We start from the raw sequence: 15501 nt of genomic DNA, 5'->3' as shown, positions 1-15501 counted from the left end.
GGGACCCCCGCCCTTGGACTCGCCTACGAGACCGTCGAGACGTAGCTCTCGTAGTAGTTCTGGAGTTCGCTCTGCGCCTGGTCAGGAGTGAACGTGCCGTTCACGAGACCCTGCATGACGCCGTTGAGGTCGCCGTAGAACGTGGGGGTTGGCCAGTCGGGGTAGAACGACAGGCCGTCGCGGTCGTTGACCTCGTTGAACAGCGTGATGAGCTTCTGAGCGTTCTCATCCTTGATGTCCGCCGTGTTGGCCGCGACAGGAAGGCCACCGGACTCGCCGAGCAGTGCCTGAACCTCGGGGCTCATCGTAATGTCGATGAAGATCTGAGCGAGTTCAGGCTCCTTCGACTGCACTGGAACCACCCAGATGTTGCCGCCAGAACCCGGCGTGAGAGTGGTGCCCGGCCAGTTGGCGATGCCGAGCTTGAAGCTCGTCACATCGGACAGCATGCGGCCGTACCACCACGAGCCCGAGTAGAACATCGGGACCTCGCCGTTGATGAACTGAAGGCCTGCGTCCTCGGCCGTCATGCCAGAGACGTCCTTGCTGATGTAGCCCTTCCCAACCCAGTCGTTGAGTGTCTGCGTCGCATAGCTGATCTCAGGACCCTGCCAGTCGACCGGGTTCTCGTAGAGCTGGTAGTCGTTCACCCACTGGCGGTCTGCCTGGGACAGCGCGAGCTGGTACCACAACTGGCCCATCGGGTACTCCTGCGCCGACGTCGTGAGCGGCGTGACGCCGTTGTCGACAAAGGTCTGCATCGCCGACTCGAGCTCGGCCTCGTTCGTGGGCACGGAAATCCCGTACTGGTCGAACATGTCCTGGTTGAAGTACAGGAACACGAACTCGCCGTAGTTTGGGACGCCGTAGAAGGAACCGGAGCCCATGACTCCGTTCTCGTCGTACTTGGCGATGGTGTCGATTCCTGCACCGAGCTTGTCGGCCCAGCCGTACTTCGCGTAGGCGTCGTCGAGGTTCTGGATCACGCCTGTCGCCGCGAGTTGCCCCGCGGTGCCGTTGCCCTTGTTGTACTCGGAGACATCGGGTGCGTCGCTCGAGTCGAAGAGCTGTCCTGCGGTGGCGTTAAGGTCCTCGAACGACGTGGACTCGAGGTTCACCTTTGCGCCGGTCTGCTGCTCGAAGATCTCGATGGCCTTGTTCCATGCGATACCCATTGCCGAATCGGCACCCTCGTAGTGCATGACGTTGAGGGTGTGGCCGCTCCAGTCGGTGGTGTCGCCTCCTCCTGTGCTGCTTGGCGATGCTCCGTCGCTCGACGAGCACGCCGAGAGCGCGATTGCGCCAACGGCCACTGCCGCCACGAGCGCTGTCTTGCGGTACTTCATTGCTACCTCCTTGTAGTGGCCTGGCGGCCGTGGGTACAGCAACACGGAAGAGCGTCATATCGAAGCGCTTCGATGTTGTGCGTGCGATCGAACTCCAAGCTGCTTTGTCGCATCAAGAAGCCCTATGGGAAGAAGTCAAAGGGGGCGCCACGGAGCCGTGTTCGTGGTACTTGGGTTCAATGAGGACCGTGCGCGGCGTCGTTGCGCCAGCTTCTACCGCTCCGACAAGGAGCCCGACGGCAGTCCAGCACGACGCCTGCGGATCAATCGGAATTTCGTCGAGCGGCACTGCGAGCCGACCCGTGGGCAGAGTTCCGCCCGCAGCGATCACCGACACGTCGTGCGGAACCCGACGCCCATGTTGAGCGAGCGCATGCACCAGGGTCGACGTCACGTCGGCCGACGTATTCAGCACGATGGCGGTTACGTCTGGAAGTCGCTCAATCACATCGGCCACCGGCTCAAGCGCCCTGTTGCTCGTGGGATGCGTCACGACGTAGTCAATGCCGAGTTCCTCGGCGTGGGCCGTGAAGCCGTCGAGAAATCGCAAGGGGAAGTTGGAGCCACGTTCGAGCACCCCCAACTCGTGCGAAATCAGGGCAATCGAGCGGTGGCCGAGTTCCACGAGGCGACCAAGAGCGAGCCGAGCGGCGGCTTCAAAGTCCATGTCTACGCATGTGAGGCCCTCTGTGCGAGCAGGGATGCCGATGAACACAGCTGGATGCCCGAGCGAGCGCGCAAGCTCTGCGCGCTCGTCCTGGGCATCGACGTCGAGGATGATCATGCCGTCAGCGAGGGACGTCGCTGCGGTGCGGCGCATACCTGCGACGGCGTCGTCGTCGACCAGCAGCAGCGTGTCGAAGCCATGGGACCGCGCGGACTTGGTGACCTCGAGCGCGAAGGTCATGTGAGCCGTTTGCTCGGTGTCCCGATGCAATGGCGCGGTGACCGCGAGGATGTGTGAGCGGTTGGCCGCGAGCATCCGGGCGCTTGCGGTGGGCTGATAGCCAAGGGTGACCACGGCGTCGAGAACCCGCTGGCGAGTGGCTGACGTGATGGAGCGCTTTCCGCTGAGGGCATAGGAGACCGTGCTGATCGACACGCCTGCGGCCTTCGCCACATCGTCAATCGTTGCCATGGTCGACCTCTTCGTCGCTCTGCTTTCCGAATTTCTTCGAAGCGCTTCGATGCGCTGGTGCCACCATAGGAGCGAAGACGAGGTCCTGCAATGGCAGTTACCGAATTGTGACCAGAGCGTGCGCGGCGTGACACGCGCGGCGGCGCCGGAGACTAGGCGGAGGCGGGCGAAGCACAGCTTCCGCGCTCGGTGATGTGCGGCGCCAGGAGGCGGGTTTCGGCGCGTGGACGACCGCCGAGTATGCCCATGACCATGTCGACTGCGAGCGCGCCGATCTGCTCGCCGGGGATGTCGATCGAGGTGACCGGCTCTGGCAGGTCGAGCGCGACGTCATCGGGACATATCGCGATGATCGAAATGTCGCCGGGCACCGACTTTCCAGTCGCGCGGAGGAGCCCGAGGAGCGGACCCAAGGTCGCCTCGTTGTGCACGACCAAAGCAGTGAGGTCAGGAACTTCCTCGAGCACCCTCTTGAGTGCGGCCGATGCGCCATCGAATGTAAGTTCGCATGCGGTCGTCGTCGCCGTGAGATCGAACTGTTCGACTGCGCTCTCGAAGCCGCTCAAGACTCGCGTGGCAAAGCTGGTGCCGCGTTCGTAGACCGCCGCGGGCGGGCCGATCAGGGCGATCTTCCTGTGCCCGTGCTGCGCGAGATGTGCAACCGCCTCGTACCCGGCGCCTGCGAAATCCAGATCGACGCACGTGAGGCCGGATGGGGTTTCAGGAAGCCCAATGAGCACTGACGGCCTGTCGAGTTTTCGCAGCACGGGGACTCGCTTGTCGTTAGCCTCGACGTCCATCACGATTAGGGCGTCGACCATCGCACCCTCACTTACACGGGCAAGCCCAGCAGCGCCCTCGTCCTGTGTGACGAGGAGCACGTCGTGGTCATAAGAGCGCGCAGTGGTGGCGATGCCGGCGACGAACCGCATGATCACCGGAACACCGTTGTCCGCGCGCAGTGGCGCGACGAGTGCAATGACTTGAGACCTGCGAGAGGCGAGAGCTCTGGCGCCCGCATTCGGGCGGTATCCAAGTTCAAGGATGCTCGCCTCGACGCGGGCACGTGTCTCAGGCGAAATCGGTCGTCGCCCGCTCAAGACATAGGACACAGTGCTGGTGGAGACGCCTGCCGCGCGGGCGACGTCGTTTATTGTCGCCACAGTCCTCCCTGCCTCGCGTCGCAATCGAAAACACAATGTGGTGCCGAGGGCAACGGCACGTTGCCGTTGCCCGACGAACGGGCGCGGGTGGGCATCGGTCCCCCGCGTCGGCAGCGCGCCCGCACAGGGCTGCGGACGAAAGTGTATTCCGCTCGCCTCGCCATCGCACCACCATACTCGAAGCGCTTCGATTGGAATGGGCCGAGATGCTGATTGTGTGCTCTTCTGCGATGTGCCTCTTGGCCGAAGTGGCCTCGTGTTCGGTTCGGACACTGGCCGCGCGGGCGTCACGAAACGTTGCGATCCGAACGTCACATGAGCACAAATTCCAGCCATGTTGCTCCTCTGTGCGAACGGAGCTTGCGAGACGCGCAAGCATTTTGCCGTTGACAGCGATGGAAAGGGGCCCATACGATCACCACGCAAGCGCTTCGACGAAGGGGTCCGCTAAGTGCAACAGAGTGTGTAAAGCACGATGCAGCCGACGCTGGAGTCAGGCACCCGCCACATGGGTTGCAGAAGTCACTACTGAATATCTATGCAGGAGGACAAAGATGTCTTTTCCGAGTTCGAACGCGCATCCTCGATGGAGGCGCGTAACACCACGAGGCGTTTCGGCAGCGCTGATCGCGCTGCTGGGAATAGGCGTGGTAGCGGCACCGAGCGCGGCTGCGCCCGGTTCCGCTGGACAAAACCCAAGCTTGGTGTTTGCCGAGGCGAACGACACGACCACGGCCAACTATCCCTTCCAGGACACGTCGCTCTCCGACGATGCGCGCGTGCGCGACCTTATCTCGAGGATGACGCTTGACGAGAAGGTTGGCCTGCTTCACCAGTTCAGCGCGGCAGTCACTCGCTTGGGTGTGCCTCAATTCCGAACTGGAACAGAGGGCCTGCACGGTCTGTCGTGGCTCGGGTACGCCACTGTCTTCCCGCAGGCGAGCGGCATCGGCATGACATGGAACCCGGATCTTGCGGAGCAGATTGGCGACGTCATCGGTGAAGAGGCACGCGCCTACAACAGTGTCGACGCACGCTTTAACGGCGTGGACATCTGGGGCCCTGTTGTCGACATTGCGCGTGACCCGCGCACAGGACGCGTGTCCGAGTCGATGGGTGAAGACCCGTTGCTCATCAGCAAGATGGCCACCGCAATGGGCGAGGGAATGCAGGGCAACGAGGACGGCTATCTCCAGTCGATCCCGACGCTCAAGCATTTCGCCGCGTACGGTCAAGAGGCCTCGCGGACTGCATACTCGGCCAACACGGGGAAGCGCGCGCTCGAGGAGTACTACTTCAAGGTATTCAAGGACCCAATCCAGGCGGGCGCCGTCAACAGCATGATGACCGGCTACAACTTGCTCAATGGCAAGCCGACGATGGTCTCGCCGGAGGTCTCTGACGAGATGTACGGAGACTGGGTCCAGGGTGGCACCGAGGGTGCGTTCTTCGGCGTCACCGATGCGGGATCCCCAGCAAACCTCAGCGGATCCAACGCGTACTACCCGAACAGCCGCGTCGGCCAGGCAGCCGCAATGGCCGACTCGATCAAGAACGGAGTCACGGGCCTTACGGTCAGCGACACCGACACGCCAACCTCTCGAAGCTGGATCTACGAGGCCCTCGGCCGAGGAATGATCACCGAGACCGACATCGACAAGTCAATCTATGGTGTCTTGCTCGTTCGCCTCGAAGCCGGCGATCTCGATCCTGACGCGAGTAACCCCTACAAGACGCTCAACAAGCTCAACGCACTCGACACCCCGGAGCACCGCGCGGTGGCATTGCAAACGGCGCGTGAGCAGGTGGTTCTCCTCAAGAACCAGGGCGGGATTCTGCCGCTGTCGAAGTCGGCCGATGTTGCTCTCTCTGGACCGCTCGGCGATGAGTCCTCCACGGACTTCTACTCCGGCACGTTCCCTTATGTGACACTCATCGACGACGAAATGAAGAGCAAGGTCGAGGCGGGCAACGGCTCCTTCTCGTTCACGCGCGGCATCGACACGGTCGCTGTGCAGGTCGTGAATGGCACTGGCACTCCAGCCGACAAGTTCCTCACCGTCGGAGCGACGGCGGCTGATCCGCTAACCGGTACCGGTACCGACACCAGCGATCCGAAGGCGCAGTTCCAGATCTACGACTACGGCTACAACAATCTGCTCATGCGCTCCGTAGCGACGGACAAGTATGTCTCTGCTACTGGCCCGAGCAACAGTCTGGTCGCGAACGCGAACCCACCGGGATTCCAGTCGCCTAACCGCGCCTCACAGGAGTGGTACACCTACCAGAACTTCGGCATTGTCGCGAAGTCCGGCTCCACCTTCTCGATGCGGTTCTCAAAGAACACCTCGCCTGTGGCTACGACGGCCGCGGCCGCGGTCTACGTGAACTCGGCGGCGCCGTACAACGTTCAGCACAACGGCTCCGGCACGAGTGCGAACCGTCAGTTCCAGCTCGTAACCGTCAAGGACGGAATCGCAGACGCCGTTTCCAAGGCGACGGGAGCTGACGTGGCAGTCGTTGCCGTCGGCGACGAGCCTCACCTGACCTCGCGCGAGACGTACGACCGTCAGACCACGGGAGACGGCATCATGCTCCCGGCGCAGCAGCAGGCCCTCATCAACGCGGTCTCCGCGGTGAACCCCAACACGGTGGTCGTGATCGTCGGAAGCTACACCTTCGACATCTCCGACCTGAAGGCCAACCCCAACGTGAAGGGCATCGTGTACACGAGCCACGCGGGCCAGGAGCTCGGCGACGCCGTTGCCGACGTCCTGTTTGGCGACTACGCGCCTTCCGGACGACTCACCCAGACCTGGTACGACGGCCTCGAGAGCCTTCCGACCATCTCTGACTACGACGTCATCGAGGGTCAGCGCACCTACCAGTACCACCAGGGCGACGTTCTCTACCCCTTCGGCTACGGTCTGTCCTACTCCGACTTTGACTACGACAACATGTCGCTCGCTCCCACGAGCGTGGCGAATTCGTCGATCGACGGAACCACCGTCAACGTCAAGCTGTCGGTGAAGAACACAGGCACCGTGTCGAGCGACGAGGTCGTTCAGGTGTACGCCAGCTTCGACGGCAAGGCGAGTTCTCGCGTTGAGCACCCGATCAAGACGCTTGTTGGCTTCAAGAAGGTCAACATTGGCGGAAGCTCGGGCGGTATGACGCAGTCCGCAGACGTGACGATTCCTGTCCGTCTGTCCGACCTCGCCATCTGGGACGTCGCCACGAGCAAGTTCGTGGTCGAGCCCGGTACCTACACGATCACCGCCGGGACCTCGTCCGCGGATGGTGACCAGCTCGCCACGGCGAAGCTGACCGTGACCGGAACCGGTCTCGCCGCGCGCAACCTAGGCGTCGTGACTCGTGCGTTCAACTACGACGACTACTCGTTCACTGACGTGACGGCCAACGGCACGCAGGCGGATGTCATTCCGATCTCCGTCATGGAGGACAACACGTACGGTGTGAGTGTCCGCAAGGCCGGCGCGTGGATCAAGTACGCACAGGCAAACCTGTCCAGCCACCCCACCGAGATCTCGATGCGCGCATCGAACTCGAATGCAACCCCGGCGACCGTCGAGGTATGGGCGAACGGAGAGAGCGCCGCAGCCGGCGGCGTCAAGATCGGCGAGATCACGATCCCGTCGACCCTGCACCAGCAAACCTTCGTCAACGTCGCGGGTGACCTGACCGGTGTTCCTTCGGGGACGGCGGACATCTACCTCGTGTCGCCGTCGGCTGGTGTCGCGTTCTCCTGGTTCCAGCTCGGCACCGCGAAGGTTGCGGCTCAGGCGAGTGACATCGGCATCACGGTGAACACGTACAACTCGAACATCGCAACGTCGCTGTCGCGGTACCACGTGAAGGTCCCTGCTGTGATCCAGCAGAAGGCCGGGAGCTTGGTCATGGAGTCCTCCATCAAGGCTCCTGCGGTCGTCACCGGAGCCGTCGCTTGGTCGGTCACGGACACGAATGGAGACGCCACCACGCTCGCCACCATCACCAACCAAGGCCTGTTGACGGCCACGGGCACGGCGGATGGCACGGTGCGGGTGACGGCGACGTTCACCACCTCTGGTGGCACTGCGTTTGCTTCCGCCGATGTCGTGCTGAAGAACCAGACCGTTGCGGCCGGAACGAACCCAGAGGCCGTCGTGATCCGCTCCGGATACGATTCGCGTCCTGCGGACATCTCGTGGGGACCGAACCAGTTCGGCAACTTTGGTTCGATCTACCAGTACCAGGGAAGCGTCAAGCTCAGTGCGGTCACTTACCCCGCACCCACGTCGGCGCGTCCTGTGACCTTCACGGTTGCAGACAAGGACGGCAACCCCACCAACCTCGCCACCATCGCGGTGCAGGGGGCTGGGTTCATCGAGGGTCAGACCTCGGGAGCTAACAACATTGCGTACAACGCGACGTTGACGGCAACTGGCGAGGGCAACGGTGACGTGTACGTCACCGCGACTACGCAGAACGGTCTGACCTGGACGTCCAAGATCGCCATCCAAGGGCAGGACGTTCGTGACCTGTCTGCGGGTCGCTACCAGGCAGAGCTTTTTGACGGTAGCGGCAACGTGGCTCCGGCTGTGACGGCCAACCTCCGTGCTGACAATGTCAGCGGAGATGACGTCGGCATGCAGCTTGACCGCATCCGCAACGGCGACTGGGCGGTCTACCGCAACGTCGACTTCGGCGACAAGCCGTCCTCCATGACGCTCCGTTACCAGAAGGCCTCCTCGGAGCCTGCGACGGTGACTGTCATGGCTGGCGACCCCGTCACCGGAACGAAGATCGGTGAAGTCGAACTACAGGGCGACATGGACATCACGTCGGCCAGCGACTACCAGAACCCGGTGTACTCGTGGAAGGACATCACTTTCCCGATTACGGCACCAGAGGGCGTCAACGACGTGTACTTCGTGTTCGACGTCTCTCCCGCGGTTCCTGACACCGACATCTCCAGCACCTACGGCGCGGTGGCCGGTTGGCTTGACCTTGGACTCAATTGGTTCACGGTCTCGTCTGTTGAGTCGTCGGCGCTCGCCGACGCGATCAACGCCGCCAACGCGCTGAACGCCGACGACTACACGACGAGCTCGTGGGCAGCGGCTGGAGTGGACGAGGCAATCGCGGCTGCGGAAGCAGTTCTCGATTCCGCAACCGCAACCCAGGCCGAAGTCGACGCTGCGGTTGTTGCACTCAACGAGGTGCTCGCTCAGCTTCAACTGCGCGGAAACACGCAGTCGCTCGACGTGCTCATCGCCGCTGGCGACGCGCTTTCGGGCAAGCTGGGTGGCTTCACCACCGACTCGGTAGCGGCGTTTGACGCGGCTCTCGCTTCGGCGAAGCTGGAGTCGGCGGCGGTTGCCGACCGCACTCAGGCGCAGCTCGATGTGGCTGTCAGTGACTTGCAGGCCGCCATTGACGGGCTCACTGTCAAGGCCCCTGAGGTCAACAAGGTCGCATTGCAGACCCTTTACGACACCATCAGGACGCTCAAAAACGTCGACCACACCTACACGACTCCCTCGTGGCAGGCGTTGCAGACACAGTTGACGAATGCGAGCTCCGTCTTGCAGTCCTCCACGGCAAGTCAGGCCGCGGTCGACGCTGCCGCAGCGAGCCTCTCAGAGGCGGTGGTGAACCTAGCAGTGCTGGACAAGAGCCCCATCAAGCTCAAGCTCAACCAGACCCAACTGCGCATCGTCAAGGGCTCACACATCCGTCTCTATGACGGTCTGTACTTCCGCGACGTCCTTCCGGCTTCGTATTCCGGCAAGGTCACGTGGAAGTCTTCGAACACAAAGGTCGCAGTGGTTTCGAGCGATGGCCTCGTGACTGCGAAGAAGGCGGGATCCGCAACGATTACGGTGACCTCCAAGTCGGCCGCTTCCAATGGCAAGAAGTTGACGGTAAGCATCAAGATCTCGGTGGTCTCCAAGGCCTCCAAGACCAAGATGACCAAGCTGACCGCATCCGTACCTCGCACGATGAAGCTGGGAGCTGTTTCGTACATCACCGGCACGTATCAGCCAAGCACGGTCACCAACGTCAGTGTCACGTACAGCTCGGCCAACCCAAAGGTCGTGACCGTTGACGCTGCGGGTCGTCTCGTTGCCAAGGGCACGGGTACCACGCAGATCTCGGTCAAGGCCAAGGGCAAGACGGTGAAGTACACGATCACCGTTTCCTAAGGCTCCCTGCCGGTGCGATTCCCCCCTTCGCACCGGCAGGGTTCCGGGGCGGCATATTTCCGTCAAGGTGCCGCTCACCGCTGAGGCTCTCCTGCGCTCACCGCCAGGAGAGCCTCAGCCTTTACTCGGCATGGCTGTGCTCCGCGTCAAGACCTTTCGTACGACCTACCGGAGCGAGGTGGAAGGCAAACCCGCCGCAACCCACCCGTCGGCTGGTCCCTCAAAGCCGCTGAGGATGTTGTACGCGGGGCCGTAGCCGGCGGCGGTTGCGGCCATGGAAGCTCCGATGCTGCGCTGGCCGGAGCGGCACAGGAACACGATCGGGGTGCCCGGCTCGACGCCGGTCGCCTTGAGCTGCTCGATGAAGGCGGGGTTGGGGATGCCGCCGGCATGCACCCACTCGATGAAGTGGGTCTCCACGCCAAGTTGGGAGGTGTCTGGCACGCCGATCTGCTCCCACTCGCCGACGGTGCGCACGTCCACCAGCACTGCGCCGTCCTTGACCATCTGCCATGCGTCGGTTGTGGTGATGTCACCCGCGTACTCGTTCATGGAGCGAGTCTAGGCCGAGACCTCCACGCGGGACAGCGGCGCGGTCTTTGGCGCGAAGGCGCCGACGATCGTCGCGCCGATGAAGGCGCAGAATGCGGCAATCGCGACCATCACTACCAACAATTGCAGCGTGGGCCAGATCCAGTCGTCGACGGTCTCGAACCAATAGTCCATGCCTATCGCGATCGAGATGGTGCCCGCAATCACCGCACCCATCAAGCCCAGAGCCAGGCCGTGAGCCTGCGCAACGAGGTACTGGAGCGCCGCCGCAAGTCTGCCCTCCTGCCTCGTAAGGCCGAGAGCTTCCCGGGTGGCCGCGTCTCGAGCGCTCACGCTCGCGGTGGCGACGGCGATCGCCACGCAGATCAGGGTGACGACGGCAAAGGTGCCCCAAATGGGCCATGTCGTGAGGTAGGGGTTGGGGCCTATCGGTTCGGTGTACACGTCTCTTGCGTACTGGGCTTCGGATGCCGACCACGAGGCCACGAGCTGACCGATGAGCGCGAAGTAGACCGCCGTGGCGAGGGCAACGACGAATGCGGGCACCGTGGACTGGCGCGGCCGCGCAAGGATCGCATCGCCAGCCACCATCACGGCCCGACGCTGTGATTGGCTCATGCGCTTGGCGCGCCACGGCAGGGAGTGACGCAGCGCCTCATTGGCCAACATGATCGTCGTCACGAGCAGCACGACGCCGGCGAAAAGCACTGCGATGGCGACGAGGGAGTACATGTCAGCGGCAAGTCCCGCCGCGACGATTCCGAGCGCCACGAGCCATGTCACCGCGAGGGGCCACACCCGCACGCTTCTCGAGACCGTCGCCTCCGCGACGTCGTTGACGGGCTTGAGGGCGGCCGTGGGGCTCACTCGCGCAGACCAGAATGCCGGCACGGCGCCGACCACCGTTGAGAGGACAACGGCGAGCGCGACAGAGCCGACGGCGATGGCCGCGTAGCCACCAGGTATCGGCAGGACCATCGGCTTCACGATGCGCGACGCGATGATCGCGAGGTGTGCGGTAGCGCCGAGGGCGCCGAGAACGAATCCGACCAACCCGGCCGCCACCCCAACGCTCGCGGACTCGAGCATCGTCGCCCAGGCCACTTGCCGCTTGGTGGCGCCCATCGCTCGCACCGTGCCCACCCACTTTGTGCGCGCCTGGGCTTGTGCGCGACCCAGAGCAAACGCCATCGCGAACAGGCCGATGAGCAGTGCCCCAACGCCGATGCCGGCGATCGCAAGAATCGCGGCCGCCGGGTTTGAGCTCGCGCCGCCGTTCGGATACGCGCTCGCGGCGAGGTCTTCGGTCCACGGCCAGTTGCCGTTGCCGTAGACGGAGACGCTCACGTTCGTGGGCACCCCGTTGATCGTCGGAACGCCGATTGTCGGGTCGGCGGACGCCGTCGATGCCTGGTTGAGAGTGGGGATGTCGTCCCACGAGACGAATCCTCCTGGCAAGTACACCGACACGCCAGCCGCGCCGAACGGCGAGCGGGTGATCCCGCTCACCATCAGTTCGAATGTGAAGGGCGCCACGACGCCATCGGCCTCGGTGGACCAGGTCTGCAGCACCACGGTGTCGCCGATCTCGGCTCGGGCTGTGCTTGCCCATTGCGCGTTTACTGCGATCTCCCCGGGACCGGGCGCGGACCCGGCGACGAGAATCGGCGACCAATCCACGTCGCCATAGAGCGCCACGAGGTCGTTCCACACGTACGAGTCGTTGTTATCGGGCAGCAATGGGAAGGCATTGGCGACCGCGACCACCTCGTGGCCGGTTGCGTTCGCCTCATCGATGTTCGAGGCAAGGCCAGTGAAGTCATAGCCGGCCGCTGTTGAGGCGTCCGCCGCCGAGTCCCGGTCCCAGCCCATGAGGTGGTCTGCTTCCGCCTGACTGTGCATCAGTGTGGCACCCATGATGAGTCCGTAGGCAGTGACGCCAACAGTCACGGCGATCACCACGCCGGCCGCCATCGCATACCTCCACTGGGACCGCAGCTGCTCCCTCGCCAACGACCAGATCATCAGGGCCTCCCCGCCTCAACAGCGCGCAGTTGTTCGGCCGGCAGACGCCCGGCGCCAAACAGCCGCGCGATCCACGCGACCACGGCGAACACGATCACTGAGCCACCAAAGATCCACAGCATCGGCGCCCACGCCACCGAGTTCAGCAGGACAATCAGGTAGCTGTCGGTGATGAGCCCGCTGAGCGAGTCCCTCGCCCGCGATGCCACGCCAATCACCGTCTGCAGCGCCGCTCCGCCAAGGAGTCCGGCGGCCACGGCCACCGCCGCAATCACCGTGGTCTCAAGAACGCCGGCCGCCGTCAGCGTTCGGTGAGACGCCCCAAGCGCGGCGAGCGTCGCGTCGTCACGGCGCCTGCGCACAGCCACGCCCCAGGCGAGAGCAACTACGGGCCCGGCGCACACCAACAGCACCAGCGCGATCATGAACAGCGCTCCCCACCCGTCGGTGAAAGCGTCGGCGCTATAGGCGAACGAGCCGCCATAGCCGGTGACGAGCGTGCTCGTGAACGTGTACCCGTTGACGGTGGCCGCCAGAGCGGCCGGGTCGGTCCCTGGCGCCGCATAGATCAGCAGCCCGGCCGCGGGCGGCTCGCCGCTCACGTTCGCCGGCAACGTGAAACTCATGCAGCACGTCGAGATGGGCACCACGCCGCTGATGGAGATCCCCTGTGACGAGTACTCGGTGAAGGTGCCGGGGTCAAAACCGCCTCCGGCGACGACAGCGTCGGGGTGCGCGGTGAGCAGCTCATACAGTGCTGGATCGACCTCGCGCACGTCGCGTGGCTCCAGCGCTACGGCCGCGGGCCAGTCTCCGTAGGAGTTGCCAACCACAACCGCCCCAACCCCCGGCTGGCCCCGCAATTCGTCGGCCGCGTCCTCGCCGGCGGATGCCGGCTGAACCGTCATCGTTCCGATGTACGCGGGCGCCAGCGCGGGAGCGGGATCCGACGTGCACAGCGCGCCCGCGAGCAGGGCGAGGCCCGCGATCGCGAGCACGGTCCTCGAGAAGGCGCCCGACGCTGTGGTCGCCCTTGCGCGCACAACCTCCGCAGCCCTGGTTGCCTTGAGCGCGCCCGAAAGGCTCGCCGCCCCCCGGACGCCGGCGGGTATGGCGGCGCGCGCCAATGGCACCCCCACCAGGAAGAACAGCGCGAGCCCGGCAAGTCCGATGCCGATCAGGGCACCGAACGCGAGCGTCTGCGCGAGAACCCCGGCCACCCCATTTGCCGGATCGTGAGCGAGCCCAAGCCCGGCGAGCACCCCTGCGCCGAGGGCCATGATCGAGACCAGTGCGAGCGTCCTCCAGCGGAGTGGTACCCGGCGCGCCGTCGGTGGCGCGGCATCCTCGTGCAGTCGCTCCACCGGGGTGCGCCGCGGACGAACTGCGTCGAGGACGTGAGCCGCTGTGAGCGCGCCGGTGAAGACCACGGCCATCACCAAGCGGGCCACCCACAGAGCGGAGTCCTGCTCGAACAGTTGATACCCCGACCTGGCGACGAGGTAGACGTTCACCACGCCCGCTCCCGCGTACGCGATACCGGTCGCTACAGCCCCATCAATGAGTCCGCGCCGAGCGGCAAGTCTCGCCGCCGACCCTTGGCTGCGGCCGAGCGCCGAATAGACCGCGGCCTCCGAGGCGCGACCGGAGTCGCGAATGCCGAGCACACCAACGAGCACCACGGTGAGGATGATGGCGACCGTACCCACCTCGAGCGCCGTGCCGAAAATGACCCAGAGGAGGTCGTAACTGTTGTCCATCGTGCAGCTCTCGGGGGCACAGGACGCCAGGTCCCACGGCTGCGAAATCATCATCAACGCGAGCGCGATGGCCCCCGTAATCCCTTGCGCGAGCCGCCTCATCTCTCGACCCCCGCAAGCGCGTCGAGGCCCGCAAGCACAGCGTCGGGCGTTGGATCGGTGACGTGCCCTGCGACCTTGCCATCGGCGAACAGCAGCACGCGCCCGGCGTAGGACGCCGCCGTCGGGTCGTGCGTAACCATGACCACCGACTGCCCCAACTCGCGGCACGACTGCCTCAAGTGGGAGAGAATCTCGGCGCTCGCGTGGGTGTCGAGGTTGCCGGTTGGCTCGTCCGCGAGCACCACGCGTGGCTTGGTGATGAGCGCGCGGGCGATGGCCACGCGCTGCTGCTGGCCGCCGCTGAGCTCGAACGGGCGCCGCTCCAGCTCGCGCCCAATCCCAAGCATGTCGGTGAGCGAGGCGAGCCACTCGTCGTCCCGCGCCAGCCCGTTGAGCCGCAGCGGCAACAGGATGTTGTCGAGAGCGCTCATGGTCTGCAGCAGGTTGAAGCCCTGAAAGACGAAGCCGACGATGTGCCCGCGGACTTTCGCGAGGTCCTTGTCGCGCAGCGCCGTGATCTCGTCGCCGCCTACCCACACCTGGCCGGAATCCGGGCGATCGAGCCCAGCGAGAAGGTGAACCAGCGTCGTCTTCCCGGAACCAGACGGCCCCATCACCGCCGTGAGCACGCCCTCCTCGACGTCGAGATCGACGTGGTCAACGGCGGTGACGGCGGACGCCCCCGTGCCGTACGTCTTGGTGAGTCCGCGCGCCCTGAGCGCCAGCTGTGCCTCTTCCATGTGCCCGACGCTACGGCCGGCTTGGGTGCGCGCGCGTCGGACCGCGGGATGGAGTTGCGTCATACCTGGGTATCTCGTCTGGCGTGTGTCGCGCCCCTACGATGCAGCAATGCGGCACACAGAGGACCACGACGTCTGGACCCCTGACGGGCGGTGTGACGTGCTCATCATGGAGCCCGATGGCACCGTCACCCGGTGCGGATACGCAAGATCGGTGACTGCCTTCGACCTCACGCCTGACCTGCCGGTTGCGCCAGGGGCGGAGCGCCCGCGCCACGTGCGCAACGTGGTCGTGGGCGTGATCGTGGCCGTCCTTGGGATCCTCATCGCGCTTGACTGGCTCGCGTTCGCGCTCTTCGCACTGCGCAACGACCCCGTGCCTACGATGGCCGCCGACTTCATCATTCGCCTCGCCGTGAGCGGCGCATTCGCCGCCGCGGCGGTGTGGCTCTGGCGGCGGCGCTGA

General features: G+C 64.5%; 9 protein-coding genes and 1 pseudogene. 3 read left to right on the top strand and 7 right to left on the bottom strand.

Annotation, left to right across the window (positions count from 1 at the left end; all coding sequences use genetic code 11):
• Nucleotides 1–23: 23 nt before the first annotated feature.
• The 3 genes from NVV57_04645 to NVV57_04635 all read right to left on the bottom strand — a co-directional run bounded on the left by NVV57_04645 (nucleotide 24) and on the right by NVV57_04635 (nucleotide 3647).
• Complete coding sequence (locus NVV57_04645; GenBank protein MCR6712011.1) at nucleotides 24–1346, bottom strand: extracellular solute-binding protein; 1323 nt, start codon at nucleotides 1344–1346, stop codon at nucleotides 24–26.
• Between the two features lie 112 nt (nucleotides 1347–1458).
• Nucleotides 1459–2484: a LacI family transcriptional regulator gene (locus NVV57_04640; protein MCR6712010.1), complete on the bottom strand. Its 1026-nt coding sequence runs from the start codon at nucleotides 2482–2484 to the stop codon at nucleotides 1459–1461.
• A gap of 152 nt (nucleotides 2485–2636) precedes the next feature.
• Nucleotides 2637–3647 (bottom strand): LacI family transcriptional regulator, encoded by a 1011-nt coding sequence (locus tag NVV57_04635; protein MCR6712009.1) that lies wholly within the window; start codon nucleotides 3645–3647, stop codon nucleotides 2637–2639.
• Nucleotides 3648–4447: 800 nt separating this feature from the next.
• Between NVV57_04635 and NVV57_04630 the strand changes: the two are divergent.
• Nucleotides 4448–9295, top strand: a pseudogene (locus NVV57_04630) (glycoside hydrolase family 3 C-terminal domain-containing protein).
• Nucleotides 9296–9298: 3 nt separating this feature from the next.
• Nucleotides 9299–9856 (top strand): Ig-like domain-containing protein, encoded by a 558-nt coding sequence (locus NVV57_04625; GenBank protein ID MCR6712008.1) that lies wholly within the window; start codon nucleotides 9299–9301, stop codon nucleotides 9854–9856.
• 165 nt (nucleotides 9857–10021) lie between these two features.
• Here the strand turns inward: NVV57_04625 and NVV57_04620 are convergent, their stop codons facing one another.
• The 4 genes from NVV57_04620 to NVV57_04605 are packed head-to-tail and all read right to left on the bottom strand — an operon-like array spanning nucleotide 10022 to nucleotide 15035.
• Complete coding sequence (locus tag NVV57_04620; GenBank protein ID MCR6712007.1) at nucleotides 10022–10408, bottom strand: rhodanese-like domain-containing protein; 387 nt, start codon at nucleotides 10406–10408, stop codon at nucleotides 10022–10024.
• A gap of 9 nt (nucleotides 10409–10417) precedes the next feature.
• A complete protein-coding gene (locus NVV57_04615; GenBank protein MCR6712006.1) occupies nucleotides 10418–12433 on the bottom strand; it encodes an FtsX-like permease family protein in 2016 nt (671 codons plus the stop codon).
• The gene (locus tag NVV57_04610) at nucleotides 12433–14295 is read right to left on the bottom strand and encodes a hypothetical protein (protein ID MCR6712005.1); all 1863 of its coding nucleotides are present in this window, start codon (nucleotides 14293–14295) and stop codon (nucleotides 12433–12435) included. Before NVV57_04610 ends, NVV57_04615 begins: the two co-directional genes overlap by 1 nt.
• On the bottom strand, nucleotides 14292–15035 hold the full coding sequence (locus NVV57_04605; protein ID MCR6712004.1) for an ABC transporter ATP-binding protein: 744 nt from the start codon (nucleotides 15033–15035) through the stop codon (nucleotides 14292–14294). Before NVV57_04605 ends, NVV57_04610 begins: the two co-directional genes overlap by 4 nt.
• A 109-nt stretch (nucleotides 15036–15144) precedes the next feature.
• Between NVV57_04605 and NVV57_04600 the strand changes: the two genes are divergently transcribed.
• Nucleotides 15145–15501 carry a hypothetical protein gene (locus NVV57_04600; protein MCR6712003.1) on the top strand — a complete coding sequence of 119 codons (357 nt, stop codon included), beginning with the start codon at nucleotides 15145–15147 and terminating at the stop codon, nucleotides 15499–15501.

Origin of the sequence: Demequina sp. (assembly GCA_024707205.1) — a bacterium.
Lineage (GTDB): Bacteria > Actinomycetota > Actinomycetes > Actinomycetales > Demequinaceae > Demequina.
This window is presented reverse-complemented; position numbering and strand designations above follow the sequence as displayed.